Annotated in this window: 27 protein-coding genes; 12 read left to right on the forward strand and 15 right to left on the reverse strand. The window is 61.5% G+C overall.

The genetic code is table 11. The features are described 5' to 3' along the window. Nucleotides 1-153 precede the first annotated feature (153 nt). The 4 genes from QA637_RS27865 to QA637_RS27880 all read left to right on the forward strand — a co-directional run bounded on the left by QA637_RS27865 (nucleotide 154) and on the right by QA637_RS27880 (nucleotide 5,042). A complete protein-coding gene (locus QA637_RS27865) occupies nucleotides 154-924 on the forward strand; it encodes a cytochrome c oxidase subunit II (RefSeq protein ID WP_283066028.1) in 771 nt (256 codons plus the stop codon). Beyond that, entirely contained in the window at nucleotides 921-3,443 is a 2,523-nt protein-coding gene (locus QA637_RS27870; RefSeq protein ID WP_283066030.1) for a cbb3-type cytochrome c oxidase subunit I, read from the forward strand. Before QA637_RS27865 ends, QA637_RS27870 begins: the two co-directional genes overlap by 4 nt. Nucleotides 3,444-3,445: 2 nt before the next feature. Next, the gene (locus QA637_RS27875) at nucleotides 3,446-3,835 is read left to right on the forward strand and encodes a hypothetical protein (RefSeq protein ID WP_283066032.1); all 390 of its coding nucleotides are present in this window, start codon (nucleotides 3,446-3,448) and stop codon (nucleotides 3,833-3,835) included. 112 nt (nucleotides 3,836-3,947) lie between these two features. Continuing rightward, the gene (locus QA637_RS27880; RefSeq protein WP_283066033.1) at nucleotides 3,948-5,042 is read left to right on the forward strand and encodes a c-type cytochrome; all 1,095 of its coding nucleotides are present in this window, start codon (nucleotides 3,948-3,950) and stop codon (nucleotides 5,040-5,042) included. Nucleotides 5,043-5,255: 213 nt separating this feature from the next. On the opposite strand, the gene QA637_RS27885 is transcribed toward QA637_RS27880, so the two are convergent. Continuing rightward, nucleotides 5,256-5,696, reverse strand: coding sequence for a DUF2267 domain-containing protein (locus QA637_RS27885; protein ID WP_153440414.1), 441 nt, complete (start codon nucleotides 5,694-5,696; stop codon nucleotides 5,256-5,258). A gap of 135 nt (nucleotides 5,697-5,831) precedes the next feature. On the opposite strand from QA637_RS27885, the gene QA637_RS27890 reads away from it, so the two are divergent. Then, nucleotides 5,832-6,119, forward strand: a complete 288-nt coding sequence (locus QA637_RS27890; protein ID WP_283066036.1) for a hypothetical protein — start codon at nucleotides 5,832-5,834, stop codon at nucleotides 6,117-6,119. A gap of 48 nt (nucleotides 6,120-6,167) precedes the next feature. On the opposite strand, the gene QA637_RS27895 is transcribed toward QA637_RS27890, so the two are convergent. The 3 genes from QA637_RS27895 to QA637_RS27905 all read right to left on the reverse strand — a co-directional run bounded on the left by QA637_RS27895 (nucleotide 6,168) and on the right by QA637_RS27905 (nucleotide 8,605). Beyond that, entirely contained in the window at nucleotides 6,168-7,337 is a 1,170-nt protein-coding gene (locus tag QA637_RS27895) for a zinc-dependent alcohol dehydrogenase (protein WP_153440416.1), read from the reverse strand. Beyond that, entirely contained in the window at nucleotides 7,334-8,323 is a 990-nt protein-coding gene (locus QA637_RS27900; protein ID WP_283066037.1) for an SDR family oxidoreductase, read from the reverse strand. The genes QA637_RS27895 and QA637_RS27900 overlap by 4 nt, the downstream gene beginning before the upstream one ends. 150 nt (nucleotides 8,324-8,473) lie before the next feature. Next, nucleotides 8,474-8,605 (reverse strand): hypothetical protein, encoded by a 132-nt coding sequence (locus QA637_RS27905; RefSeq protein ID WP_283066038.1) that lies wholly within the window; start codon nucleotides 8,603-8,605, stop codon nucleotides 8,474-8,476. 176 nt (nucleotides 8,606-8,781) lie between these two features. On the opposite strand from QA637_RS27905, the gene QA637_RS27910 reads away from it, so the two are divergent. Next, on the forward strand, nucleotides 8,782-9,129 hold the full coding sequence (locus QA637_RS27910) for a hypothetical protein (protein ID WP_283066040.1): 348 nt from the start codon (nucleotides 8,782-8,784) through the stop codon (nucleotides 9,127-9,129). Between the two features lie 138 nt (nucleotides 9,130-9,267). Here the strand turns inward: QA637_RS27910 and QA637_RS27915 are convergent, their stop codons facing one another. The 9 genes from QA637_RS27915 to QA637_RS27955 form a co-directional block, all read right to left on the reverse strand. Beyond that, the gene (locus tag QA637_RS27915; RefSeq protein ID WP_283066042.1) at nucleotides 9,268-10,140 is read right to left on the reverse strand and encodes a hypothetical protein; all 873 of its coding nucleotides are present in this window, start codon (nucleotides 10,138-10,140) and stop codon (nucleotides 9,268-9,270) included. A 354-nt stretch (nucleotides 10,141-10,494) separates the two neighbouring features. Continuing rightward, nucleotides 10,495-10,815 carry a hypothetical protein gene (locus QA637_RS27920; RefSeq protein ID WP_283066043.1) on the reverse strand — a complete coding sequence of 107 codons (321 nt, stop codon included), beginning with the start codon at nucleotides 10,813-10,815 and terminating at the stop codon, nucleotides 10,495-10,497. A gap of 430 nt (nucleotides 10,816-11,245) precedes the next feature. Continuing rightward, nucleotides 11,246-11,647 (reverse strand): hypothetical protein, encoded by a 402-nt coding sequence (locus QA637_RS27925; protein WP_283066045.1) that lies wholly within the window; start codon nucleotides 11,645-11,647, stop codon nucleotides 11,246-11,248. Between the two features lie 234 nt (nucleotides 11,648-11,881). Continuing rightward, entirely contained in the window at nucleotides 11,882-14,911 is a 3,030-nt protein-coding gene (locus QA637_RS27930; RefSeq protein ID WP_283066047.1) for an aminotransferase class III-fold pyridoxal phosphate-dependent enzyme, read from the reverse strand. Between the two features lie 16 nt (nucleotides 14,912-14,927). Beyond that, a complete protein-coding gene (locus tag QA637_RS27935; protein ID WP_283066049.1) occupies nucleotides 14,928-15,611 on the reverse strand; it encodes an SDR family oxidoreductase in 684 nt (227 codons plus the stop codon). Nucleotides 15,612-15,707: 96 nt separating this feature from the next. After that, entirely contained in the window at nucleotides 15,708-17,360 is a 1,653-nt protein-coding gene (locus QA637_RS27940) for an amino acid ABC transporter permease (RefSeq protein ID WP_283066051.1), read from the reverse strand. A 73-nt stretch (nucleotides 17,361-17,433) separates the two neighbouring features. Next, entirely contained in the window at nucleotides 17,434-18,180 is a 747-nt protein-coding gene (locus QA637_RS27945) for a transporter substrate-binding domain-containing protein (RefSeq protein WP_283066053.1), read from the reverse strand. A 30-nt stretch (nucleotides 18,181-18,210) separates the two neighbouring features. Beyond that, nucleotides 18,211-19,281 carry a LacI family DNA-binding transcriptional regulator gene (locus QA637_RS27950; RefSeq protein ID WP_283066054.1) on the reverse strand — a complete coding sequence of 357 codons (1,071 nt, stop codon included), beginning with the start codon at nucleotides 19,279-19,281 and terminating at the stop codon, nucleotides 18,211-18,213. Between the two features lie 283 nt (nucleotides 19,282-19,564). Next, nucleotides 19,565-20,320, reverse strand: a complete 756-nt coding sequence (locus tag QA637_RS27955) for an SDR family NAD(P)-dependent oxidoreductase (RefSeq protein ID WP_283066055.1) — start codon at nucleotides 20,318-20,320, stop codon at nucleotides 19,565-19,567. A 436-nt stretch (nucleotides 20,321-20,756) separates the two neighbouring features. Between QA637_RS27955 and QA637_RS27960 the strand changes: the two genes are divergently transcribed. The 6 genes from QA637_RS27960 (at nucleotide 20,757) to QA637_RS27985 (ending at nucleotide 24,838) form a co-directional block, all read left to right on the forward strand. Beyond that, complete coding sequence (locus QA637_RS27960; RefSeq protein WP_153440756.1) at nucleotides 20,757-21,353, forward strand: L,D-transpeptidase; 597 nt, start codon at nucleotides 20,757-20,759, stop codon at nucleotides 21,351-21,353. Between the two features lie 190 nt (nucleotides 21,354-21,543). After that, complete coding sequence (locus QA637_RS27965) at nucleotides 21,544-21,678, forward strand: ABC transporter (protein WP_153440755.1); 135 nt, start codon at nucleotides 21,544-21,546, stop codon at nucleotides 21,676-21,678. 152 nt (nucleotides 21,679-21,830) lie between these two features. Next, on the forward strand, nucleotides 21,831-22,421 hold the full coding sequence (locus QA637_RS27970) for a hypothetical protein (protein WP_283066057.1): 591 nt from the start codon (nucleotides 21,831-21,833) through the stop codon (nucleotides 22,419-22,421). A gap of 149 nt (nucleotides 22,422-22,570) precedes the next feature. Continuing rightward, the gene (locus QA637_RS27975; RefSeq protein WP_283067371.1) at nucleotides 22,571-23,158 is read left to right on the forward strand and encodes a protein-S-isoprenylcysteine O-methyltransferase; all 588 of its coding nucleotides are present in this window, start codon (nucleotides 22,571-22,573) and stop codon (nucleotides 23,156-23,158) included. 10 nt (nucleotides 23,159-23,168) lie between these two features. Continuing rightward, the gene (locus QA637_RS27980; protein ID WP_283067372.1) at nucleotides 23,169-23,954 is read left to right on the forward strand and encodes a hypothetical protein; all 786 of its coding nucleotides are present in this window, start codon (nucleotides 23,169-23,171) and stop codon (nucleotides 23,952-23,954) included. Then, entirely contained in the window at nucleotides 23,951-24,838 is an 888-nt protein-coding gene (locus tag QA637_RS27985; protein ID WP_283066058.1) for an SDR family NAD(P)-dependent oxidoreductase, read from the forward strand. Before QA637_RS27980 ends, QA637_RS27985 begins: the two co-directional genes overlap by 4 nt. A gap of 45 nt (nucleotides 24,839-24,883) precedes the next feature. On the opposite strand, the gene QA637_RS27990 is transcribed toward QA637_RS27985, so the two are convergent. Together QA637_RS27990 and QA637_RS27995 are read right to left on the reverse strand one after the other, a co-directional pair. After that, complete coding sequence (locus QA637_RS27990; RefSeq protein WP_283066059.1) at nucleotides 24,884-25,288, reverse strand: type II toxin-antitoxin system VapC family toxin; 405 nt, start codon at nucleotides 25,286-25,288, stop codon at nucleotides 24,884-24,886. After that, complete coding sequence (locus tag QA637_RS27995) at nucleotides 25,285-25,518, reverse strand: AbrB/MazE/SpoVT family DNA-binding domain-containing protein (RefSeq protein ID WP_153440751.1); 234 nt, start codon at nucleotides 25,516-25,518, stop codon at nucleotides 25,285-25,287. Before QA637_RS27995 ends, QA637_RS27990 begins: the two co-directional genes overlap by 4 nt. Nucleotides 25,519-25,587 lie beyond the last annotated feature (69 nt).

Here is a 25,587-nt window from a genome sequence, read left to right on the forward strand (position 1 = left end):
TGCGGATGCGCAGGGCACCAATCTGCGCTCGATGCCGCCGGATCGGAAGCCGACGCCACTTCGTTCCTGTTCTGGATCCTTGTGGGCACCGGTGCGCTCATATGGCTCGCTGTGGTCGGCCTGCTTGTTTACGCCATACGTGATCGCCGGCGCATGTGGAGCGAAGATGCGGCTGGAAAGCTCATCCTGTGGGGAGGACCGGTGTTTTCCTCGACGGTGCTGTTCGGGCTGCTGACTTACACGTTCTGGTTGATGCCGGGCTTACGCCCTTCAATTGGCAGCGCCTTGCGCATCGAAATAACCGGTACTCAGTTCTGGTGGCGTGTCGTTTATCACAAGTCGCCGGGGCCGCCGGCCATCTCGGCCAACGAGGTCAGGCTGCCGGTGGGCGAGCGCGTCGAATTCGTCCTGCGCAGCGACGACGTCATCCACTCGTTCTGGATACCGTCCCTCGGCGGCAAGATGGACATGATACCAGGGCGCACGAATACACTCCCCCTCCTCGCGAACAGGGCAGGTACCTATGGGGGCGCGTGTACGGAGTTTTGCGGCACGTCGCATGCGCTGATGGCCTTTTCAGCCGTGGCGATGATGCCGGACGACTTCGAACGTTGGCTGGCCACCCAGTCAAGCCCCGCCGCGACTGCGCCAGCCCCCGGCCAGGATCTTTTCATGAGACATGGTTGCGGAAGCTGCCATCGCATCGACGGAACGGAAGCGCGCGGACTGGTGGGACCGGATCTGTCTCATCTTGGCGGAAGGGAGACCGTTGGCGCCGGAATCCTCCCCAATACCGAGGAGACGATTGCTCGCTTCATCACCGAGCCGGAGGTCCTCAAGCCGGGAACCGGAATGCCGTCTTTTGCGATGTTGCCACCAGAAGAGATCCGAGCCATCGCCCGGTATCTGAAGGAGCTCAGATGAGCGCTCGGCCCGACACACACTCGCGTCAGACCCTCAAGGCACAAGAGGAACGATTGCGTGCCGTTTGGGCCAATCCGAGCGGCTGGCGTTACTGGACTTCGGTCAACAACTTTCAGGTCGGCTTATGGTACACCTCTGCGGCGTTCGCGTTCATGCTCTTCGGCGGCGTTCTGGCACTGTTGGTACGTTTGCAGCTGGCGACGCCGGAGAACGGCCTGCTTTCGGCGGACTTCTATAACCAGGCCTTCACGCTGCATGGAACCGTGATGATGTTCCTCTTCGCCGTGCCGATCTTCGAGGCTGCGGCGATCTTCCTGCTGCCGCCGATGCTGGGCGCCAGAGAACTGCCGTTTCCGCGGCTCGGTGCGTTTGGTTTCTGGAGCTTCCTGATCGGCGGCGTCTTTGTGTGTGGCTCCATTTTTTTTAACGCGGCGCCGTCGTCCGGGTGGTTCATGTATCCGCCGCTCGCCACCGATCCGAAATTATCGGGCATCGGCGCGGATATCTGGTTGCTTGGCCTCTCGTTCATCGAGATCGCATCGATAGCAGCCGCGGTAGAGCTGATCGTCGGCATCATGAAATGCCGCGCGCCAGGCATGCGCATCAATTTAATGCCGCTGTTTGCCTGGTACCTGCTGATCGTCGCGGGAATGATCCTGTTCGCCTTTCCGCCGCTGATTGCCGGAGACATCCTGTTCGAGATGCAGCGAATGTTCGACTGGCCGTTCTTCGATGCAGAGCGCGGAGGCGATCCGCTTCTATGGCAACACCTGTTCTGGATATTCGGTCACCCGGAGGTCTACATCATCTTCCTGCCGGCGATTGCGTTGATGGCCATGATCGTACCTACGTTTTCGCAGCGCCCGATCGTCGGATACTCCTGGATCGTTCTCGCCGCGGTCGGGACCGGCTTTCTGTCCTTCGGCTTGTGGGTCCACCACATGTTTACAACGGGGCTGCCGCAGATCTCGCTGGCCTTTTTCTCGGCGGCATCGGAGGCGGTGGCCATTCCGACGGGTGTGCAGATTTTCGTCTTCGTCGCGACCATGCTCGCCGGCCGAGTCATCTTCTCGGTCCCGATGTTATTCGGCGCCGGCGGAATCGCCATCTTCGTCATCGGCGGCTTCACAGGCGTCATGGTGGCGCTCGCACCATTCGACTGGCAGGCACACGACACATATTTTGTCGTCGCGCATCTCCATTATGTGCTGATCGGCGGCATGCTGTTTCCGGTCACAGCCGGGATCTACTATTACTATCCTCTCATCGACGCGAAGCACCTTTCCGAGATACTCGGACGCACAGCCTTCTGGTTGATGTTTTCCGGCTTCAACATCGCATTCTTTCCAATGCACCTGACAGGCCTGCGCGGCATGCCGCGCAGGGTGTTCACCTATCAAGCCGAACTCGGCTGGGATTGGCTCAATCTAACCTCCACCACAGGCGCCTTCGTCTTTGCCTCCGGCGTGCTGGTTGTCGTCTTCGACGTGCTGCGTCCCAAGCATCGCTATCGTCGCGGCGAGTTGAACCCGTGGAAGGCTGGCACGCTCGAATGGATTTCGGAACCCGAGGAGAACTGGGGCGTACGCTCCATTCCTACGATCACGAGCCGTTATCCGCTGTGGGACCAGAAAACATTGATGCGCGACATCAGCGAAGGCCGCGGCTATCTCCCCGACGCAGAGGAGGGCCGGCGAGAGGGACTGGTCACCTCCGTCCTCGATGCCAGGCCCCTGCAAGTCCTGCGCGTCGGCGGGACGTCCTATCTCGCGATCATCTCGGCTGCGTCGCTCGGTGCAACCTTCGTCGCCCTCACCTTTCATTGGTGGGTCGCTTCCTTTGTGGCTGCGATGGCCGCCTTCACAGCCATCATCTGGTGGCTTTGGACCGGAACGGCCGAGATCCCGGAAAAACCGGCGAAGGACGTCGGCCTGGGGCTCACATTGCCCATTTATGCCTCAGGCCCGGCCTCCGTCGGCTGGTGGGCAATGTTCATCACCATGGTCGGCGACAGCACAGCATTCGCAAGCCTCGTCTTCGGATATTTTTTCTATTGGACGATCCACCCGGATTTCACCGGCAGCACGGCTGGTCCCGGCGTATTCTGGCCGCTGCTTGCGCTGGCATTCTTCGCGCTTGCATGGGCGCTGATTGTTCTGGCGCGACGATATAACGCCAGGGGCTATGTGCTCATCATGCGGCTTTGCCTTACGGCCTCCTTCGCGCTGACCTGCATCGCAAGCGTCGCCGCCCTCGAGGGGCCGCGGACGCACGCGATGCAGCCGACGACGCATGTCTATCCTGCGATTGTCTGGATCCTGGTCATATGGGTCCTCGCTCATGCCGCGGTCGGTGCAGTCATGCAGGCGTATTGCCTGGCGCGCAGTTCGGCAGGCCGGCTGACGCATCGATACGATGCTGATCTCAGCAACGTCGTGCTCTTCTGGCATTTCCTCGTCATCACGGCCGCGGTCACTTTTCCGGTGATTGGGCTCTTTCCGCAAGCAGGGTGGAGATAGCGATGCGCACGATGCTCCCCCGACCGAGCGGTCCGGAATCGCTCTGGACACTCTTCACGGCTCCGGTCGTTTGGGCCGCCCATTTCCTGATCTGTTATCTAAGCGTGGCGATCTATTGCGCCAAGCAGGAGCGGTTCTCGATCGGCTTCGATGCCCTTCGCATTGCGATAGGAATTGCGACTGCATTCGCGCTTGTCGCTATCCTTGCATCCGCCTGGCTTGCCTGGCGTCAGTGGGGCTTCGGCGCCCACGACCCACCGCATGACGAGCCGACGCGCCATGACCGTACCCTCTTCCAAGGTTTCGCCACGCTGTTGCTCTCGGGCCTGAGTTTCATTGCGGTGATCTTCGTCGCACTGCCTGTCCTCTTCATGACGGAGTGCTCGCGATGAGGCGAATTTCGCTCCTCTCACGCGTAACGCTTTTGGTGGCCTATCTCGTTGGGGGATTGACGCTTCTCGCTCGCCATCTGGCGCCAGGCGATCAGAGGGAGGCCGAGGCCTGATGCACGTCGACTGGAAACATGTGGCCGTCACCCTCGCGATCCTTCCGTTCGCGGTGGTTTTCGCCGCATGGATCGGCTTTTTCAACGTCGGCGCATCCAGCGGGCATTGGAAGATCACCGACTGGTTCTTGCACTTCGCGATGCAGTCCGCGATCAGAACCTACGCGCTTGCAGTCGACGTCCCGCGGGAACTCCCGCACCACGCCGTCCAGACAGCGGCGGGCCATTTCGCGCGCGGTTGTGCCATTTGCCACGGCGCGCCGGGAGAGCCGCGCTCGCCTGCCGTCTTGCGCATGCTGCCGAAACCACCGGATCTCGCCGAGCGCGTCAGCGGCTGGAGCGACGCCGAACTCTTTCGCATCGTCAAGCATGGGGTGCGGTTTACGGGAATGCCGGCCTGGCCCAGCCAAAGGCGCGACGATGAGGTTTGGGCGATGGTCGCGTTCCTGCGCCGGTTGCCGGCGCTCGGCTCCGAGGCCTATCGTGACCTGGCCTACGGCCCAGCGGGCTCGCTCGTTGACCGGCCCGCGACCTTTCAACAGGCTCTCGCGGAGTGCACGCGATGCCATGGAGTTGACGGCCGGGGCCGCAGTATGGCGACGCCGGTCATCGCCGGTCAAAGGGAGTCCTATCTTCTCCAAAGTTTCGCAGCGTACGCCGAGGACCGCCGACCGGGTGGCGTCATGAGTGTTGTCGCGAAGGCCATCGATCGTCGCCATTGGCGAGACCTTGCAGCCCACTTCGCATCATTGCCCGCATCACGAGGGAGAGCAGGCGCCGCGACGGCGCTTCTCGAACCAGGCAAGAAACTTGCGACCGAAGGGGACGCGTCGAGGCGCATTCCCGCTTGCCTTGTCTGCCATGCAAGCCGAGATCGCAACCCGGCATTCCCGTCGCTCGCCGGGCAGCCGGCTCCCTATATCGAGCAACAACTCCGCCTTTTCCGCGATGGAAAACGTGGAGACAGCGGATATGGCCACGTGATGCGGGAGGTAGCGAGACCGCTTTCCGACAACGACATCGCAGCGCTTGCCACATACTTTGCGACCGTCGAGTCGCGGCCGATGCATCCGATGGCATCCGCGAACGACTAGATCACGATGATTTTAGATCCGATCGACCTAGTATCATAAACGCGACCGATTCCAATCAGTTAGAGCGGGGATGCGAGCGGAAACCGTACACACTTTTCCTCATCCCGCGCCGGGTGATCGGCCGCGGCTGCAGCGATCTTCGAATAGATGACCGCCCCTGAGTTCGCTTGCGAGCATTCCGCTTTCGCCAGCGGTCACACTCCGATCACTTGTTCAATGTCTGGAGCGGGGGTCCGGCCACAAAGCACGTATGTCTTCGGGCAAGCTTTCCCGCACCTTCGCGACCTGACCGGGATCGAGATAATGCGAGAGGACGGCGAAAACCGTCTGTACCGCATCTTTCGCATCCACTGGCCGCGTGAAGGCGAGTTCTTCCTTCACCTGAGTGAGAAACTCATCGAGGGAATGCAACCGCGCGGGCTGCTTGGACGGCTGGTACTGCTCGTAATAGGCACCGCGCACCAGCAGTGGCAATTGGGCGGCAAGATGGGCGGACAGGTCTGCCGGCAGGCGATCTCGGATCGTGTGCAAGACGGCGCCAAGGATATGCCACGCGGCTTGGCGATCTGGCCCTTGCTGTTTCATGATGTCATCCAACCATGTGTTGGTGACCTGAAGTGTCTTGTCAAAGGCGGCGATACCAGAAGCGCTCATGATTTTTTTCCTCCTATGTCTTCACGAGGTTCGAACCGCCGTTGCTTTTGATTGTTCCGCAGCGGACTGCGACGAATCGGGAACATTATCGGGACGGGAACGGTTCCGAGACTCCGCGAGCGAGGACCTCCCGAAATGGACGCCGGCACGGAATTCAGCAAAAAGACATTCTACGAGGAATGCGCCCGCATCCTTGACGCGGAACATTCCTATACACCATGGCCGTACGGTAGGATCACACGCTGGAACAACCGCGCGGCCGGCAACGGCCGTTTTCCCGGATATGGCCTGATCCGGATGTTCGGACCTCATCACATCCAGATAGCGTTGCGCCGGCCGACCGAACTCAACCTGCTGTGCCATTCCGCGGAGGAAGCCTTGGCAGCATTGCGAACCGCACGGCTGACGCAGCAACGGTCATGAGGTCTGCGGCCCGGACCGCGACAGCGTCAGCCTGCGTTGCAAATCCTCTCACGGCTTCAAAACTACCTTTACGCAACCATCCTTCCTCTCGCCGAAGGTACTGTAGAGCGCCGGCCCCTCGTCGAGGCCGCCCCTATGGGTGATGACGAAGGACGGGTCGATCTCCCCTTTTCGGATCCGATCGAGAAGCGACGGAAGATACCGTTGGACCGGCGTCTGGCCCATACGGAAGGTCAGTCCGCGGTTGATTGCCGATCCCATCGGTATTTTGTCGAGATATCCGCCGTAGACACCCACAATGGAGACCGTTCCGAAATTTCGGCAGCAATGGATCGCTTGCCGCAACACGTGCGGGCGATCAGTACCCATGAATGTGGCCACCTTCACGCGGTCGACAAAGGAATCCAGGCTTGCCCGGCTATCGGCCTCGGTGCCGACCGCGTCGATGCAGGCGTCGGCTCCCCGACCATGGGTTATCTCCATGATCCGCTCATAGATATCCTCCTGCATGAAATCGAGGGTCATCGCGCCGGCTGCTTCGGCGAGCCTTAGCCGCTCCGGAACCGTATCCACGGCAATGACTCTTTCGGCGCCGAGCAGGAACGCCGAGCGGATCGCCATCTGGCCGACAGGGCCACATCCCCAGATTGCGATCGTGTCCGCAGGGTTGATGTCGCAGAACTCGGCGGCCATGTAGCCGGTTGGAAAGATGTCGGAAAGAAACAGCACCTGCTCGTCCGTGAGTTCATCCGGAACCTTGATCGGCCCCGCATCCGCATAGGGCACGCGAAGATATTCAGCCTGTCCACCACTGTAACCGCCGAGAAGGTGTGAATAGCCGAACAGTCCGGCAGGAGAATTCCCCCACAACTTCGTCGCCTTTTCCCAATCGGGATTGGTGCGTTCGCAGCCCGAATAGAAGCCGCGCTGACAGAAAAAACATTCGCCGCAGGCGATGGTGAAAGGGACGACGACACGGTCGCCGACGCTCAATCTGGTCGCCCTCCTACCCACCTCGACGACCTCCCCCATCGTTTCATGGCCAAGGACGTCGCCGTGCTCCATGGAGGGGATGAGACCGTTGAAAATATGGACGTCCGAGCCGCAGATCGCGCAGGCAGTCACCTTGATGATGACGTCGCGATCGTTCTCGATTTTCGGATCAGGCACGCTCTCGCATCGGATATCGCCCTTGCCGTGCCACGTCAAAGCCTTCATCTCAGGACTCCTCTGTATGAAACACGCGATTTGCCGGCGATCAGGGCAGCGATGGCGAACCCGACGACAACGACAGCCGCCATAGTTGCGACGGGAATCCTGTGGGATGAGCGCAGCCCCCCGTCGATGCCACCGGCCACGGCCGGCGCTCTGAACAGATTGCCGTTGCTGTTCTCCGCCCGCGGCGCTTGCTTCAGGTAACGTGACGTAAGCTGCGCCAGCAGCCGCGTCGTGGTGTTGGGGGCGAGAAAATGGACGAAGCGGGCAAGATCAGCGACGAGGCCAACGGTAGTCGAGGCGCGTGGACGCTCCGCGAGACGGACGATGGCGCGAGCGGCACGACGCGCGTTGTAGACGGGCGGAGGAACGCTGAGCTTCCGACCGGTATAATTCGCCCCATGCCCCACGCCAGGCGTATCCATAAACGTCGGATAGACATCGCAAATGTGGATGTCGGGTTCATCGGCGAGCTCGGCACGGAGTGCTTCGGAGAAGCCTCTAAGGCCAAACTTGCTGGCGCTGTAGGCAGTAGCGAAAGGGGTGGAAGCAAAGCCTCCGAGAGAAATCATATTGATGAAGGTGCCGTGGCGCTGCTTGAGAAAGATCGGAATGGCCGCATGTGCATCATTGATATGGCCGATCAGGTTGGTGCGAATGACCTGCTCATGGGCTGCAATCGGCGTATCGACGAAGCGACCAACCGCACCGACACCGACATTGCTGAACCAGACGTCGATCTTGCCGAAACTCATCGCCTTCTCTGCCAGCTCCTTGACGGCGTCCGCATCCGTCACGTCGGTCGGCACGACCAAGACCTCGGCCCCCAATTCGCGACAGGTCTTCGCCACACGCTGAAGCGCGGCGGCATCGCGCGCGGCGAGGACGAGTTTCGAGCCACATCGCGCGAATGCCTCAGCCGCGGCCTCTCCCACGCCGGACGAGGCACCAGTGATGACCACCACCGCATCTCTCAAAGCTTTCTTCATATTGGATCCTCCCGCTCTAACGAGGTCACGAAGGAACCGGCAGAAGCTGAACATGTTCCGGCGTCAGCGCACGACGCCTTCACAGGCACTGTAAGGGGTCAGCCGGCGCATCGCGTACCTGTTACGGGATGCACCGTCGCGGGGAAGAAGCTAGTCGGATTGATCGATCGCGTGAGGCGGCGGTTGGCCGTTTTCCGGCGTCCAGTCAATCGGAAAAAGCACCCAGATCAAGGCGATCACCACCAGCACGAAAATCACCGTCGCTGTGACTGCTTTGGACATCATACCTCCGACGGTCACCCCCGGTACCGGGGGATGAAGCAGGAGACTGACGGAAAAAGAGGGTGTGGCTTCCTGCTTCTTCGAAAGGCACCCCAATCGTCGTGGATGACAATTGTTCCTCAACCGGAAGATCAACGTCGTCTACTTCACGCTATATGCCCGCGCGAGCATTCACTTTGCGCGAAAAGATGACGGCAGACTTGGGAACACGGCGTGGAACAAAACGCCGCTACTCGCTTTCTCCGGAGACGAAAGGGAAAACCATGATTGCAAGCCCGAAAGAACCTGTCCGCCAAACGGCCGAGACACCCGACGAGGAAAGCGCTGAGACCGGGCCTAGTTTATCGCGCCCGGAGGATGCGAAGCCGGTGGACCAGGGCCGGATACCACCGGTCCGCAGCACCGATGAGGCGAATATCGATCCTGAAGATGTTCTTCCGGACGACGAGGAAGAGCAGTCGATTGCCGACAATCCATCGCGCGAAGAGATCCGCTTTGGCAATGTGAAGCCGCCGCGTCCTTAGATTGACTGCCGCGCTGTTGGCTGTGCAGGACGTCGCGGGTACCTGCTGGCGGACTTTGACCGGCTTTAAACGTCGCGGTCCATCTGGCACCGCCGTCAATACTCCGTAGCTTTCCATTTCGAAAACCCTATCCCACCGCTACGGAGTTCCAGTTTTTCGTTCCTTCGCCCTCGCCTTCCTCCTGGCCTCACGTAGTTCCTCGATCGTTGGTTGCCACCAGCCGCGTTCAACCTCGTAGGTTCCGGGCTCGGTTTTCGAAGGCCAGGTTCGAACGAGCTCGTCCAGATTGGGCGCGCGCCATCTTCCCCAGATGTGCTCACGGGTGACGTCGCGATAGACATCGGCGACGCGATCTGGATCGACGATTTCGCCGGTGACCTCAGTGATGACAATGATCCGATAGCTGGTCGTCGAGACCGGCTTGCCGATTGGTGGCAAATCGTCGGCCGGCAGCGGGATACGGCGACGCCGTCTCTCGGCAGATCGGCGTCGTGCCGCCCTCTCCTCCTCCGTTCCCTTGCGCGCCACGGCGCGCTTGCGCCGTTCCTCAGGTTCGTTGCGCTTTGCCTCTTCCTCGATCACCTGCCAATGCCGGTGAAGGTCGTCGTAGGAGGCGAACGGCACCCGCCATGTTTTGAGTTCCGGCTGCCATTGGGCAAACGGCACCTGACGGAGTTCATCGACTATCTTCCGTGAATACGGCGTGCGGACCCGGAAGCCGTTGTTGTCGACCTTCAGGTAAGGGCTGAGAATGGGTTCGAACGCGTAGGCATCACGGCCCTTCTGATCCGCGTAGGGATCTCTTCTCGACGCTTCTCTGGCGAGCCAGCGATTGATCCTGCGCCCCGCTGTGGACCCGGGAACAAACCAGGCCTTACGCTCCTCGCTCCATCGAGCCCGCGGAAACGTTTCGCGAAAGCGTTGGACGGTCATCCGATCGAATGGAAAGCTGACATTCTCACCGATCTTGCCATCACCATCCTCGTGATGGGTCTCTGCTTCGTCCTCCATGCCGCAGATGCCTTCAATCGTTCGGCTGTTCTATTCCGAACGCGCGAGCTGAGAAAAGGATGCTCAATTCAACGGGATGTTCCTGGCGCGGAGACAAGGCCGATCGATGGAATCGGCGGGCTTCAAGTGAAGAACTCAGGCGTGGACAGTGTCAGGAGATGCGGGCTGCAGCATGCACCTGATCGGTGGGCTGGCCTTCGTGCACTTTTCGCAGCGGCGTGCCAGAACGCGCATTCGGGCCTTCCCCGTTGGCCGCGGCAGTGCCTTTCGGAACTATCTTACCGCATCTTACGCGCCAAAGGGATGCGACGCTGCCCCGCAACAACGCGGGGCTTCTTCGTTGGTTCGGGCTCCTCAGCAGCCCGTTGTATCGCGTCCCTCGCTGGGGTTCATCTTTTTCTTGGCGAGACCGGGCGGGCAATCTTTGTTCGGGGCGTCATCCTGAGCGTCCCCAGCTGCGCTGTTATCATTGCTCTTCACGCTGCCGGTGGTCTCGCTGGAATAGGGCTTGTCCCCGCGTTGCCCCGCCTTGCAATTCGGGCTGCCCGGATCGCATTTTTCCATATTCATGGAAGGCTGATCCCCGGTCGCGCTCGTGCCGGACTGCGCGGAAGCAGTCAGGCTGGCCGCCGAGAACAGCGCTGCCGCTAAGGCAGCCGATATGGCAAGTTTCATATCTAAGCTCCATTTGTTGCTTCCAAGCGTTCTCTTACGCTTGGCCCGTCCAACGAACCTCCCGCTTCCGGAAATGTTCCGGCCGGAACAACCAGCGATACCGCGCAAGAGCAGGTAAGCCCGCCACCGCGGCTTGAGCGCCAGGGAGTTGCTCACGCGCCGCCTAAATGATCAGTGCCTGTTCGTGTTCTTGCTTTCGCGTGGCTCTTCACGTCAGGGAGGACGCCATCTCCTGCCGAGATATGCTCAGCAAGATGACGAGACTTGATCCGGCTTGATGGCCGCCAAGCGAAGGAGGCCCGCGACTGCTCGAGAGCCTCTTCGGCATGTCGATAAGCCAGGACTCCGGACGGCCATGGCTGCCGCCCGCGATCCGCTCGCCGTGAGATGGTCCTCCATGTCGAACAGGCTGCCTTCCACGAAGACGCTCTCACTTTGCTCCAATCAGGTCCTTGATCTCGCCCAGCTTCTTCATGCATCCCTGCTCATCGCCGGCTTCGGCCATTTTCTTGGCTTCTGCCTCGAGCTGGCTTGGCTTGTCGCCACTTTCACCGGTCCGCTTGCCGGTGACCTGCTCCTGATGAGGCGAAGTCGCTTTCGTCTGGGCGCCGGTTGATCCCGTTATTTCCGTTCCGACAGCCTTCTTCTGCTTGCCGGGCATGACTTCTTCCTGGTGCTTCGTAACAGGCGCGCCGGACCCGCTGCCGGCTGCGCCCGTTTCTGCGGAAACGATAGCTGGCCCGAGTTTCTCGAGTTCTTGACGGCAGTCCGCAAATGCCGGCACAGCCAGCAGAATGGGAAGGGCGGTGGCTGCCATGAGACGTATCAACATTGTTCTTCTCGCTCGCTGTTTGACGCAATGCGTCCGTTGCTGAGCCAAACAAAGCTCTACGTGAAGAGTTCCCGTTAGATGGCTGACTTTTTTAAACTCAGCGCGATCCGAAAATCCCGTTTCCCGGTCAGGTAGATCGTCACTCCACGCTCCTACTCCAGCTCTCATACCCTAGATCGGAAGACGAAGAATCGCGTCGTTTTCAGGTAGGCCGAGGCGTTCACAGGCAGTAGATCACCCCATCGGAACCCTTGCCAGCACCTCGTCGAGTGCATCGAGGAAATAGTCGCAATCCTCGGCGCTGAACGGCGCCGGCGGCTTTATCTTCAGCACGTTGTGATGCGGTCCCTCGCTTGAAAGCAGGATCCGGTGCTTCCTCTTCATCTCGGCGATGACGAAGTCGAGTTCGCCAGCGGCTGGCTTCAGGGTCTCGTGGTCGCGCACGAGTTCGATGCCGTTGAAGAGGCCGTGGCCGCGCACGTCGCCGATGATCGGGTGCCGCTCCGCAAGCCGGCGGGCGCCATTCATCAAACGCTTGCCGACGACTGCGCAATGGTGAACCAGCCGCTCGTCGCGTATGACGTCGAGTACGGCAAGTCCGATCTCGGCGGAAACCGGATTGCCGCCGAAGGTGTTGAAATATTCCATGCCGTTGGCGAAGGCGGCCGCGATCGCTTCGGTGGTGACGACCGCCGCCATCGGATGGCCGTTGCCGATCGGCTTGCCCATGGTGACGATGTCGGGAACCACGCCTTGCGTCTCGTGCGCCCACATGTGGCTGCCGACGCGGCCGAAGCCCACCTGCACCTCGTCCGCCAGGCATAGACCTCCGGCGGCGCGCACATGGGCGTACGCTTCGTTGAGATAGCCCTCCGGCAGGACCAATTGGCCGCCGGTGCCGAGAATGCCCTCGCTGAAGAAGAGCGCCGGCTTGCGGCCTTCCGCTGCCAGCGCTTCGATCTGGCATTTCACGTCCTGCGCATATTTCGCGCCCGCATCGGCATCGCCATAGCGGTAGCGGCCGCGGTAAAGATCCGGCATCTCGGCAACGCGCACATGCGCGGGTCTGCCCTCGCCGCCCTTGCCGGCGAACTTGTAGGGGCTGACGTCGATCAGGCTCGTGAGGTGCCCGTGATAGGCGTGATCGACGGTGATGATATCGCGGTTGCCGGTATAGGCGCGGGCGAGCCGGATCGCGAGATCGTTCGCCTCGCTGCCGGAGTTCACGAAGAAGCAGACGTTCAGGGGATCGGGGAAGAGTGCGGTCAGCCGTCGCGAATATTCGACCAGGCTGTCGTGCAGATAGCGCGAATTGGTGTTGAGCCGTGCGATCTGCGTCTCGGCCGCCTTGACGACGCGCGGGTGGCAATGGCCGACATGACAGACGTTGTTGACCATATCGAGCCAGCGCGTGCCCTCCTCGTCGATCAGACAGGCGCCTTCGCCGCCGACGATCTTCAGCGGCGCCGCGCCATAGGCGATGCTCAGCGACCGGCCGATCCGGCGATGGCGCTCGCGCACCAGGAATTCCTTGTCGCGCGCAACGATCACCGAGGCCGGCACCGAAAGCCCGAGCACGACACTCGGATCCGGGCTGACCTCCCGCCAGACCTGCCATTGGTCGCGCACGCCGACGCCATGCATGCGCCCTTCGAGACCGAGATGGTCGGTGACGATCTGGAAGTGCAAATGCGGCACCCAGCCGCCGTTTTCGTGGCGGGCACCAAGCGTCGCGAAAGCCTCTCCCTTGGCAATCGACCGGCCGATCGCAAGCTTTTCCGTGCTCTCTCGCGACAGATGGCCGTAGAGCGTGCAGAACACGTCGCCGTCGCCGGTTGCGTGTTCGATCAGCACGGTCGGACCGAAGCCATGCGCGACCGCGTCATCATGGTAGAAGGCGACCTTGCCTGTGAACGGCGCATGCACCGGCTCGCCGGCGGGCGCGAAAATATCGACACCGAGGTGAACGGTGCGGCGTTGGCTCGCGACCGTCGTGCTATACGCATCTCCCTTGTAGACCGCCCGGTCCTCACCATAGAGGCCGAGCCCAAAATCCGCGCCCTCGGCGCGGATACGCGCCTCGATCCGCGCTTCCGCCTCGACCTTGTCGAGCGTCGCCCAGTCGTTGGCAGCGGGCCCCCCTGCGGAGAAATCGAAGACAGCCGCCTTCGGCTTCAGGACAGTCGGTCTTATGATCCCCGAGAAACCATGCGCATTGCGTTCCAGCCAGCGCACGATCCTCGCGGCTTTCGGAATGGGCGCAAAGCCGCAGGCATCGCGAAGGCGGGCGACGGCGATTGCCCGGTTTTCCCGCTCGATCCGCTGCAGTTCGCTCCAGACATCCTCCTGGCTGACGAGCAGATAGGTGTTTTCAGGATTCTCGCGGATCTGCTTTGCTGCCATTGACATGCTGACGGCATAGCGGGTGCGCACGAGATCGAAGATCAGTTCGACTTCGGTTTCCGTGAGCGGATTGACGTCGTGATAGGCACCGGCAAGGCGAGCCATGGTGCCCACCGCATCCTCTGCGCCGATCAGCGCATAGGCGGAAGCGACCGCAATCTCGATGACGCGAAAAGTCTCGACCATGTCGCCGAAGTCGAGCAGCCCGCTGACGCGGCCCTCGGCGTCGAGAAGCACGTTATAGTCGTTGGCATCGTTGTGGATTATTTGCCGCGGGCAGGCTGCGAGGCGCGGCAGAACGGCAGAAACGAAATGATCGAGGATGCCGCGGACCGTATTGCGCTTTTCCTCGTCGTCAATCAGCCCGACATGGTCGAGATGCATATCGGCCCGGGCAACATCCCAGCCATAAACACGCTTTGCGCCCGGATGATCGAAGCCCGTCAGGGCGCGGTCCAGCGTGCCGAGCAATGCTCCCAAGGTCTCGACGCTAACGGCGCTGCGGTTCGAAGCATGCGCCCAGGTCTCGCCCGGCAGCCAGGTAAGAAGTCGGGCGAGACGCTCGCCCTTGAAGTCGACCGGCCTGAGAAGCGCGCCGGAGCGATCCGGCAGGGCGCGGGAGATGGGCAGGGCCTGCGCTGCCAATGCCAGGTGTTCGAGAACGGCGAGTTGCATGTCGAGCTCTTCCGGCGCCCCCGCTGCGTGCAGCTTCAGCAGAAAGGCGCTGCCGTCGTTCGTGCGAACACGGAAATTGAGGTCGTGTTCACCCGGCAGCGCGGAGATTTCTCCTTCTATCCCATAGGTCTCAGTGAGCAGCTTGTTGATTGCCGCGATCTCCTGTCCGCTCAGTTCTTTCGTCATGATCCCGCTCGCCTTCTCACCATGATACCTGTTTGCCGTCGAAAGCTCGGAAGCTGCCGCTGTCGGCGAGCCCGACGCCATCGATGATCGCCTTGAGACCGATCGCGCTCTCGGCAACTCGAATTCTCGCGCCCTCGCCCCCCATGTCGGTCTTCACCCAGCCGGGATGCAACGACAGAACCGCAATTCCGTGTTTCCGCAGATCCTGGGCGAGCTTCACCGTCGCCATGTTCAGCGCCGCCTTGGAGCAACGATAAGCATAGTCGCCGTCGTCATCGTCGAGCGTACCCTCGGCGAGCGAGCCGGCCCGGCTGCTGATATTGGCGACGATCGGGCGTTCTCCGGCGAGGAGATTGGGCAGAAGCGCCTGGACGATGAGAAGCGGCGCCAGCGCATTGATCCGCATGACCTCGAGGAAGTCGTCCGGATCGATTGTCGCGAGACCGCCCGTATCGCCGCGAATGCCGGCATTGTTGATCAGGAGATCGATCGGCCGTCCGCCGAGACCGGCGGCGAGAGCGGCAATCGATCCCATGTCGGCAACATCGAGCTGCCGATGCTCGATCCCCTCGCCATCCGGCGCGGTAGCCGCGCGGGCGCAGGCGATTACCGGCCAGCCGGCCGCCGCATATTGCCGCGCCAGCTCGCGGCCAAGGCCGCGCGAGGCGCCGGTGATGAGAACGGTGGGTTGGCCGGTCATGGGAGATTCCCTTGCTCGCGCCCGATGCACCCCCCTCTGCCCTGCCGGGCAGAGGGGGGTAACGCCACGCGCCTCCCCGCCGCAATCCGGTCGGCTCTATCGGTGCTTGATGTCATATTTCCGCTCGATCACGTTGACGAGACTTGCGGCGCCCAGCGTCAGGAAGATGTAAAAGATCGCCGCCGAGTTATAGGGCGCAAACGGCAGAAAGCTCGCTGACTGGAACTCGCGCATACGTTGGGTGATGTCGCGGATCGACAGAATCGACAGCAGCGACGTGTCCTTCAAAATGGCGATCAATTCGTTGCCGAGGGGCGGGATGATGATCCGGAAGGCCTGCGGCAGCACGACGAGGCGCGCCGTCTGCCAGCGGTTGAGGCCGATGCTGCGGGCCGCCTCGATCTGGCCGATGGGAATGGCGTTGATGCCCGAGCGGAAGATTTCAGCAAGATAGGCCGAATAGGCAAGCGCCATCGCGACGATGCCGCGCATCAGGTTGGGCGGATCGAGCACCCCTTGCGTGGCGTCCTTGAGGGCTCCGCTCAATGGCAGGCCGACATAGAGCACGATCACCAGCATCGGTATGCCGCGAATTGTGTCGACGACGAATTCCGAGCCGATCGCCAGCGGGTGGCGGCGATGCAGATAGCCGCCGAAGGTGAGCAGGCCGACGATGATCGCGAGCACCGCAAGTGTGATGCCCGCCGATCGATCGCTGTCGTTCAGGGTTTCGGTCTCCCAGAGAACGGGCCAGCCGGCCGGAACCGTCGCCCGCGGCAGAAGCGCTGCTGTCACTTCTTTGTTTTCCGCCGCCGCGATCGCCTCGGCGGGCCCAAGGAAAGTCCTGACCGCGCTTTCCTTTTCGGGTGCGCCCGGGTACTGGCCGAAGCGCACGGCGGTGATCAGGCTGGATGGCGTCCTGCTGACGATCGCTACCTTGCCGTCAAGCGAGCCAGCAAGCACATAGGCCTGGCGCGGCTGCAGCAGAAACCAGGCGGAGACGAGGGCGAGGGCGAGCGTCGCGAGTGCGAAAAGCAGGCTGGTGCGCGCGGTATAGTGCAGCTGCAGCAAGCCGACCCAGATGAGCCCTATGATCGCCGCGAGAATATAGGCGGTGATGGCTGCGCGGATCGTCGTCGCGACGCCGGCGGCAAAGGCGATGTGAGCGAAGAACAGGACGAAGATCAAACCCGCGCCGTTGACGAGACCGAGGATCCAGCCGCCGGCTCGCCGCAGGCGATTATCGGCAGCGAGGCTCTTGCGCATGCCGGCAAAGAAGAGGGCGAGCCCCAGCAGCGTCACCGCGAAATAGGCGGGAAAAAGCATGGCTTCGACGCTGCGGACCGCAAGATCGGCCGCCTCCGTCAGTTGGCGCGGCGTGACGCCCTTGACCACGATTGACGACGTAAAGGGATCGACGGCATTAGCGGCGACGGAGGCAATAAAGGGATGAATGGCGCCGCTCAGGACAAGGACGATGGCGGCAACAAGATTGAGAATGGCGGCTGCCGTCGCCAGCCGCGCATAACGCGCCTTCGCCCGCGAAAAGAGCAGGACGGCGACGCCGGACGAAAACGCAATCATCAACGCCAGGAAGCCTGGAACAAAGGCGGAGGAACCATTCTCGACGCCGAGTATCGCCCTCAGCGAGCGCTGGTAGTCGCCGGAGGAAGCAAAGAGATAGATGATGAATGGCAGCGCGGTCAGAATGATCAGGTTGCTGGGCCGCACGCTTCTCAGGAACGACATTCATTCCTCCGGGGGATGTTGTGGGTGGTCCCGGAGCGGAAAGGCGCTCCGGGACGGTGTGTCGGCGGCCTGCTTACTTGAGGCCCCAGTACTTATCGACCAGTTGAGCCAACGTGCCGTCGTCCTTGATCATCTTCAGCCCTTCGTTGAAGGCCGCGACATTGGCGTCGCCCTTGCGGAAGACGAGGCCGAGCGGGTCGGATTCGAGGTCCTTGATGCCGACGACGAGCTCGCCGGCGAATTCACGCTCGTAGGCCGCCGCATTGGCGCCGTTGATGACGACGCCGTCCACATCCCTGTTTTTGAGCGCGATGATCGCCGCGCTGAAACTGTCATAGGCAACGACGTTCTCCTTGCCGACGACACCCTCGGCGACCTGCGCGTCGGTGGTGTTGGCCTGGGCGGAAAGCTTTTTGCCATTGGCCTTGAAATCGTCGAGGGACGCGGCCTGATCCTCGACGCGCACCAGCACGGCCTGGCTGTTGACGATGTAGGGCTCGGAGAAATCCATAGCCTTCTTGCGCTCGTCCGTGATCGAGACGCCGGAGGCGACGAGGTCGAAATTGCCCTGGTCGAGTGCCGCGAAGATGCCGTCCCAACCCGTGGTCACGAATTCCGCCTGGCAGTTGATCTTGGCGCAGATCGCGTTGACGACGTCGACATCAAAGCCGACGATCTGGCCGGTTGCCGGGTCGACGCTTTCCATCGGCGGCGATGTGGTATCCGAGCCGATTTTCAGGAGCTTGCCGCCGAGGTCGGCGGCATGAGCGGCGCCGGTTGCCAGGGCCGACAGCGCTAGCGCAATCACAAATGTCTTCACGTCTTTCTCCTCCGTTGTGAATTGATTTGCCTACCCGACGAGACGCCCGCCGAGATTGTCCGGCTGGCGCTCGATCAGCGTCGGCCTGAAGACCTGCCTGAGCGCGTTCGGCTCCTCGCCCGCCATGCGCCGCAGCAGGAATTCGCCGAGCGTACGCCCGAGAACCTCGATCGGCTGGTAGAAGGTGGTGATGGGCGGGGTGAAATAGACGCTGACATTGATGTCGTCATAGGCGATGACGTCGATGTCGGCGCCGACCTGCCGCCGGAGACTGCCGAGCGCCGAGAGCACGCCAAGCGTTGTCGATTCGTTGATGCAGACGAAAGCCGTCGGCGGCTCCGCCGCCTGCAAAAGACGAACGGCGCTTTCCCTGCCGAAATGCGTCGAAAGATCCCCTTCGACAACAAGGTCGCTCGACGCCCGCAGCCCCGCCTCGCAAAAGGCGCGCGCGAATCCGTCTATCCTGTCAAGGGCATAGGAAAGGCGCCGCTCGGGATTGACGAGGGCGATGCGGCGATGCCCCCCGGCAATCAGTCTCGCAGTCGCGGCGTGCGCGGCCCATTCGTTGTCGATATCGACAGAGGCATAGTCGAGCGTCTTGCGACAACGTCCGAGCGACACGAAGGGAAAGCCGCGCTCCACCAGAAAATCGATGCGCGGATCGTCGACGAGGATGCCTGAAAAGATCAGTCCGTCGGCAAGGCCCTGGTCAATAACCCGGCGCGCTACGTCGCAGCCATCGGCCGCGTCCCGGACGACATGGACGGACATGCGATAATCGCTGCCCTCCAGCGCCTGGCTGATGCCGCTCAGGATCTGGGTATATTCGACGCCGTCCCATTCGTAGTTCTGCGCGGCGGTTACGGGCATCAGCACCGCCGCCTGGCGGGTCCTGCCGGTTCTGAGCGCCATGCCGCGCGCATTGGCCTGGTAACCAACCTCGCGCGCCGCCCTGAAGATTGTCTCGCGTGTCGCCGCTGCGACCACGGGCGACCCACGCAGCGCCTTCGAAATGGTGGCGATCGAATAGCCGGTGATGTCGGCGAGCGTCTTGATGGTCGGCGGCGCGCTACGGCGCGCTGTGCGATTGTCCGCGGCCATGCTCCTCCCCCGACCTTGGCAACTCGATGATCACTAGCAGGCAATAAAAACGATTTCAACGAAAATATAAACGTTTTTATTGATGACGAGGCGGCGAGACGACCGCGATGGGCCCACAGTGGCCGCACCGTTCTGGTCGCCGTCGGAGAAAGCAGAATGGCAATCGCGGTCAGCACCGTCGCCTCAGGAGCCGGCAATCAAATTGAGGCAAGGTCCGCTTCGCTGCTTCGCGTCGTACGCATCAACTGAGAAGTTGGCGGAACGGCCGAAACCGCGCCGCCCCTCAGTGCGCGGTGTAAGCGCCATCCACCAAATGGATGCTTCCGGTGATGAAGCTCGCCTGTTCGGACAGGAGGAAACACACGAGGGACGCCACCTCCTCCGGCTTGCCGCGCCTCCCCATCGGCTGCAGCGACATCATGCGCCGGGTGCTCGCGATGTCGGCATGTTCCGACAGGAGCGGCGTTTCGATCCAACCGGGACCGACGGCATTGATGCGGATGCCCATCCGCGCATATTCGATCGCTGCGACCTTCGTCAGCCCGACGATCCCGTGCTTGGCCGCAGTATAGGCGGCTGCGGTCGGCAGGCCGACCGAGCCGAGAATGGAAGACATGTTGACGATCGCGCCGCCGCCTTCAGCCAGCATCGCGGCGATCTCGTGCTTCATGCAGTAAAAGACGCCATTCAGGTTGACGTTCATCACCTTGTGCCACTCGTCGAGCGGATAGTCGGCCGTCGCTTTGCGGATGCCATCGATGCCGGCGTTGTTGACAGCCAGATGCAGGCCGCCGCATTTCTCGACGGCGAACTTCACCAAGTTTTCCACCGCTTCGGCATCGGCCACGTCGACGACGAAGTCGTGGGCCTTGCCCCCATGCGAACGAATCTCGGCGGCGGTTCGGCGCGCGGCGTCAGCATCCAGGTCGGCAACGACGACCTCAGCCCCCTCACTACCGAGTTGCAGGGAAACAGCCGCGCCAATTCCGGAACCCGCACCGGTCACGACCGCAACCTTCCCCTCGAAGCCAAGTTTCATTTCTCTATCCTTGTTGTTTTGCCCCGACCTAATCGAGTAGGCACAGCGCCGCAAGACGTTTCACTGAAGAGCAGCATCCGCCTCAACGACCCGAAAATCCTGGCAAGCTCCGGAGACACGCCTGTTGATCCCGCTCCCGTACATTCGCCCGACCAGCAGTGTGGCGCCTCAAATCAGACGCGCAACGCACGCTCTAGCGCTTTGAATTACTGCATGTTTTATCCTCAAATCGGCTCGGATTTAAGCAAGCAGCCAGTGGCCCCGTTACAGATATACCACGCTTGCCCCACATATGCTTTCGCCCGCAAGCAAAGATGTAGTCCTTTCCAACTTTCTATCCTCTCCAGCCGCCTTAATCGATGCGCAAGACTTGGCCGGCGCGCGCCGCGGTGTTAAAGACGAATCCGGGGCGCACCGAATTGCTCAGCAGGTAAAGATGGACAATGACCAAATTACGCGCCGGATGCTCGTTTTGAGCGGTCTGGCTCTGTTGACCTCTGGATGTAGTACAACCTGGCAAGGAATGGGGGTGCCCGTTCCATCCCTGTTCGGAGACTCCTCCGGCATCGATCCGCGCTATCGAAGGCGGCACGTCCGCTACGAGGGATACGAAGCGCCCGGAACGCTCGTCGTCGACACGAACGAGCGTTACCTCTATGCGGTCGAAGAGGGCGGTTGGGCTACGCGTTACGGGATCGGCGTCGGAGAACAGGGCCTGACGATGAAAGGCAGGGCGGTCGTCGGCCGCAAGGCGGAGTGGCCCTCATGGACACCGACCGCCAGCATGATCAAACGCAAGCCGCACCTGGCGCAATATGCAGGCGGCGTCTCCGGCGGACCCCACAATCCGCTGGGCGCTTCGGCCCTTTATCTCTACCGCGGCGGGCAGGACACCATGTTCCGCGTGCACGGAACGAACGAGCCGTGGACGATTGGCCACGCGGTTTCGAACGGCTGCATCCGCATGACGAACGAGGATATCGTCGATCTTTACAGCCGCACGCCCGTCGGCACGGAGGTATTGATCATCTGATGGTGTTTCCCCTCAATTTTCGGTATAAATGATGAAGCTGTGTGTTTTTGGGACACCGTTGAAAGTCCGACAACGACAAACCGGATGGCAACTGTGTCCTTTCTGCACTAGGCCGAGTCGCAAATCGCCACTATTACTTCAAATGTTGCCTTCGATAACCCATTCCGAGTATTGAGGAAAGGACTTCTTGATGAGCAGAATTCTAATCGTGATGATTGCGTTGTTTTCGGTCGCCAGCCTGAGCGCTTGCGGGACGATTGGCAAAGGCAAGGGGAAGGCCCCGCCACCGGCAGCGCCGGTAGAACAGGCACCAGTCTATAAGTAAATTTGATCTTTGCGCGGGGAGGGTCTCGCGACCCTTCCCACGTTTTTATTCATGGCCACACCGGCTTAAGATTTACAGCGCGGAAGCCACAGACTCGCAGGAGTTGGCTTTCAACTTTGCGCTCATCAGAGCTCGGGAGATAGAGCGTAGTAATGACGCTTAAACGAGGTCGTATATCGCTTGTGGTCCTGCTCGCAATGGCCACTGCAGCATGTCAAACCGAAGACAAGGCTCCCCAACCGCGTTTTGTTTCGAGTATCGACGCGACCGGGTCGAAATTGGCCCGAAAGTCCCAGCAGAGCGAGCACGGCTACTTCATCGAATTCCGCTCCCGCTACGCGCTCAGTTATGGTCACTCCTATGTGATTTTCGGGCGCACGAACAAGGCCGGAGCAATGATCAATCCGGAGGTTGCGGGACTCGCCCCGGCGACGCTCGATACCGCACCGTACGTCATGGGCCATTTCCTGCCGGTCCCAGCCGAGACCGGAGCGAGCGACGGCGACCTGGAAGAAGAATACCGGTCGGCAAGCTGGCGCGTTCTGCTGACGGAGGACGAGTACCAGGAAGTCGTCGCGAACATTCGCAAGCTCAAGGCGAAGTCCCGCTTCTGGCACGCGTCCCTCTATAACTGCAACGCCTTCGTGGCGGAGATTGCGCGTTCAATGGGGTATAAGACGCCCGGCATCTGGCTCCGGCCGCAAGAATTCATTACAAAGCTACGGCAGATGAACGGCGGGTGAGTGCTACCGGCACCTTCCGCCGCTCGTCCGGTGGTTGGAATCATGCCGCCGCAGCACTTTCATCGGTCGGAGCGGAACTGTACGGCCACATGTTTGACAGCCGTTGCGATCGCCGCGATCGCAACGAAGCGTGGTGAGCTAGCGTGAACATAACGGTCGCTTCTGTCGGCGAAATCATCTGGGTCCTCGGCATCATCGCCTGGTACTTCATTCGGCGTCCTTATGAGCGTCGGGCAAAGCGCGTGCGGGTCGTCAGCAACCGCCGCTCGCGTTCCGAGACGATCGGCCTTGCAGCGGCGCTGTTCGGCCTTGCGATCGTGCCCGGCTTTTATGTCGCCACCGGCAAGCCCGAGGCAGCCGACTATCCAGCGCACGCATGGGCGGTCGTCGTCGGCGCCTTGACCTTTGCCTTGGCGATGTGGGTCTTCCGCAGGACCCACAAGGAACTCGGCCGCAACTGGTCGATTTCGCTGGAGATTCGCGACAAGCATGAGCTGATTTGCCGCGGACCCTATGCCCTCGTCCGTCACCCGATGTACACGTCCTTCCTGCTGATGGGCGTCGGCCAGGCCTTTCTGCTGTCGAACTGGGTGGCGGGCCTTGCGGGTCTGGTGGGCTTTGCCGTCCTCTTTGTCCTCCGAGTGGAAAAGGAGGAGCGCATGATGCTGGAAATTTTCGGCTCTCAGTACCGCGACTACATGGACCGGACCAAGCGAATTATCCCCTATCTTTACTAGAGGTGGCATGATGCGAGGCCGAGCCCTCAAGCTTTCGGCGGCACGACGCCTTGTCGGGGATCTGATGAGATTTTCGATCGGCGTGCCAAGGGTCACGGTGCAGCGCCAGATGGACCTTGGCGCTCTGCAAAAAGCCAGATTGGCACAGCCAAGCCGGCCGTCCTGGACAGTGCTTTTCCTGAAAGGATATGCGCTCCTCTCCCAGGAGACGCCGGAGTTTCGCCGCGCCTACGTCAAATTCCCGAGACCCCAGCTCTACGAATATCCGGGAAGCGTCGCCTCGATCGCGCACGAGCGCGAATATGAAGGTGAACGGGTCGTGCTCTTGAGCACGATCAAAACCCCCGAGCAGCGTTCGATCACCGAATTGTGCGCGCTGATCCAGTCGGCGCGATCACGGCCCGTTCTGGAGATCAAGCAGTTCCGCCGCGCCTTGAAGCTCGCCCGCGCACCGGCGCCGCTCCGGTGGCTGCTCATGTGGCTCGGCCTCAATATCGGGCGTCAGCGCGGACGCCATTTCGGCACCTTCCAGCTGTCGGTCTATTCCGGGCTTGGCGCGGAGTCCCTCAATCCCCTGACGCCGCTCACGACGATCTTCAATTACGGCCCGATCAGCGCGGATGGATTGGTGACCGTCCGCATCCACTATGATCACCGGGTCATGGACGGAGCCAATGTCGCACGAGCGCTGGAGCGGTTCGAAAAAATCCTGAACGGCGAAGTCGCCGATGAAGTGGCCGGTCTTTCCGAGAGCGGAGCCACCCCCAATGCGGCCGCATCGGGATCAGCAGCATGACGTCGAGCAAGGAGCTCCGGCCAGCCGTCGTCGTGGTCGGCGCCTCGCGCGGCATCGGCAAGGCGATCGCAGAGGCTGCGGCAACGGACGGCGCGACCGTCGTCCTGGTCGCGCGTTCGGCAGAAGGTCTGCAGGGGACCGCGGCTTCCGTGCGGAAGGCAGGCGGCGAGGCGTTCACGCTCGCTCTGGATCTCATGGCTGGCGATGCGGCGGTGCATCTGGAAGACTTCCTCTCCGAGGAGGGTCTGATATGCGACGTTCTCGTCAATAGCGCCGGCTATGGTCTGCGCGGCGGGGCAGCAATGCTGCCGCTCGACGAGCAGATGGGGATGATCGACCTCAATATCCGCGTCTTGACCGAACTCACGCTCCGTTTCCTGCCCGGAATGGTCGCGCGCGGCAGGGGGGGCGTGATCAATCTCGGCTCCGTCGCAAGCTTCACGCCCGGCCCCTTCATGGCCTTGTACTATGCAAGCAAGGGCTTCGTCCGTTCCTTTTCGGAGGCGCTGCATCAGGAAGTGCGCCCGGCCGGTGTAACCGTCACCTGCGTCGCCCCGGGGCCGGTATCGACGGAGTTCCTCGAAAAATCGGGCGCCAACAGGGCGGCGCTGTTCAAGATCCTGCCCAAAGTGGATTCGGAATACGTGGCCGAACGCGCCTGGCGCGGCTTCAAGGCGGGCCGGCGTCTTGTGATCCCGGGCATCTCCGCCAGGCTGGCGATCCTGGTCGCCGGCCTTTTGCCGTCCGCGGCCCTCCTGCCGCTGATCGGCCGGTTGCAGCTGCGCGGCAATGACCCCTGCCCGTGCGGTTCGGGCAAGACCTTCAAGAGCTGCTGCCGCGCCGGCCGATCGCAACGGCATGCGGTATCAGGAACAAAGGCCTGATCTTCGACGCTGCGAGAGGCGGTTTCCTGCATGCCTTATTGTCGCCTATGCGCGTGGTGTGATCAGCGCGAGCGAAGGGAAGTAGGTTCGGTACCGTGCGGTATCGCGGGTCAGCAACGGGATCTGGCTGACCGCGGCGTGTGCGCCAATGAAGAAATAGGGCAAGACGCCGGTCCTTGATCCTCCCGCCCGTCGATACTGCGTAAAGACCTTAGCTGCGAGAAAAAGAGCCGCTCGAGGCATCGGCGTCATCTCGAGTCCAGCTTCGTCGAGAAACGCATCAAGATCCTCAATCCGGTCGTATCGAACCGACAACTCGGCGTAAATCGTATCGTTGATCAGCAGGGGCCCAGTGAGGCTTGCCGCTTCAAGCTGTGCGATCGACCAATCTGCCCACTTGGCGTCGTCTGTGACAACGTCCAACAAGACATTGGTGTCGATGAGCGTCATGCCTCACCGCGCGTCAACGCCATGATGGCGTCCGTATCGAGCCCCTTGCCTGCGTGACCGCGCAACTTTGCAAAACGGCTCGCCGGTTTTTCCTTGTCGGCACGCATCAGCACGATGCTCCCGTCGGCGGCGCGGCGAAAGTCGACCTTGCTGCCGGGTCCGATCCCCAACAGATCGCGGACAGGTTTCGGGATCGTCACTTGGCCTTTTGCTGTGACCGTCGTGGTCATCTGGGCACCTCGGTAATACTCTCTGTCAATAAGGTATTACTCCCGTGGGCAGATTTCAAGCAATGCCCC

It is taken from the genome of Sinorhizobium terangae (assembly GCF_029714365.1).
In the GTDB taxonomy this organism is placed as follows: Bacteria; Pseudomonadota; Alphaproteobacteria; order Rhizobiales; family Rhizobiaceae; genus Sinorhizobium; species Sinorhizobium terangae.